At 57.2% G+C, this 950-nt stretch carries 1 protein-coding gene and 1 pseudogene; one reads left to right on the forward strand and one right to left on the reverse strand.

The window, feature by feature from the left end; genetic code table 11:
• Positions 1–6: 6 nt before the first annotated feature.
• Positions 7–327: a helix-turn-helix transcriptional regulator gene (locus EOA60_RS34860; RefSeq protein ID WP_128312725.1), complete on the reverse strand. Its 321-nt coding sequence runs from the start codon at positions 325–327 to the stop codon at positions 7–9.
• A gap of 216 nt (positions 328–543) precedes the next feature.
• Between EOA60_RS34860 and EOA60_RS34865 the strand changes: the two are divergent.
• A pseudogene (locus tag EOA60_RS34865) lies at positions 544–950 on the forward strand (nucleotidyltransferase); the annotation flags it as partial.

The following is a 950-nucleotide window of genomic DNA, read 5'->3' on the forward strand; positions in this document are numbered from 1 at the left end:
GCTCTGTCATCTGCCTTTTTTCGTCCCGAGGATCTTGGCCATCTCCCGAATCTGACGTCGCGTCTCTTCGGGCAGGCTACTGTATTCGCGAAAAAAAGCCTTGTCCTCGGCCTTTTCCAGAGTCTGCTCGTCGGTGCCGATGAGGTAGTCGACGGTTACGCCCAACGCCGCTGCGATGGCAGCGAGCTTTTCAGCCGACGGGCGGGGTGGATTCTTGTTTTCCAGTTCCCAGATGTAGCTCTTCGACGAATTGGTCTGGTGGGCGAGCTGATCGAGCGTGAGCCCTCGCTTCAGCCGCAAGTCTTTGATCCGAGTACGAAATTTCATTTCGATTTCACCATCGTGCTTTGCCAGCCTCCCCGTTATTCACAAGTTCGGACTAGGCATACACTATGGCCCTTGACAGCGGCATTCAAGCTACCCATCTTTGTTCGGAGTAGCGGCATTTTGAATCAGTTCATCGTGACACTACCGGCTCAGAGAGGGAGGACAGCATGACGATCCACGATCAATCGGGACTGAGTCCCGGGATGGAGAAGAACATTGAACACGCAGTTTGCCTTTACCGGCCTCAACCCGTTTGACGATCCGCTCGACCGTATCTTCGCGGAAATCGCGCTGAGCATCCAGCTCCCGCCTTCGCTGCACGACAAGGCCAAGGGCCGCGAAAAAGCTGTGCGGACCCATCTTGAGGGGACGGCGGCCTTCCAGGACCAGATCGAACACTTTTACCCGCAGGGGTCGATGGCGATCGACGCGACGATCTCCACGCGCGGCACGGACGATGAATATGACCTCGATCTGGTATCGCAGCTGGGCGGCCGCTTCCGCTCGATGAAGCCGCTCGACATCCTGAAGGAACTCGAAAAGGCTTTCGCCGACTACCCTGTCCAGCGTATCCGGAGGCAGACCCGCTGCGTCACACTCTACTACGCCGACAAGATGCACCT

The organism is Mesorhizobium sp. M1A.F.Ca.IN.020.06.1.1, from assembly GCF_004023265.1.
Lineage (GTDB): Bacteria > Pseudomonadota > Alphaproteobacteria > Rhizobiales > Rhizobiaceae > Mesorhizobium.

Excerpts from the sequence above, each read along its gene's own strand:
- EOA60_RS34860 (WP_128312725.1), bottom strand. The coding sequence starts at position 327 with ATGAAATTTCGTACTCGGATCAAAGACTTGCGGCTGAAGCGAGGGCTC.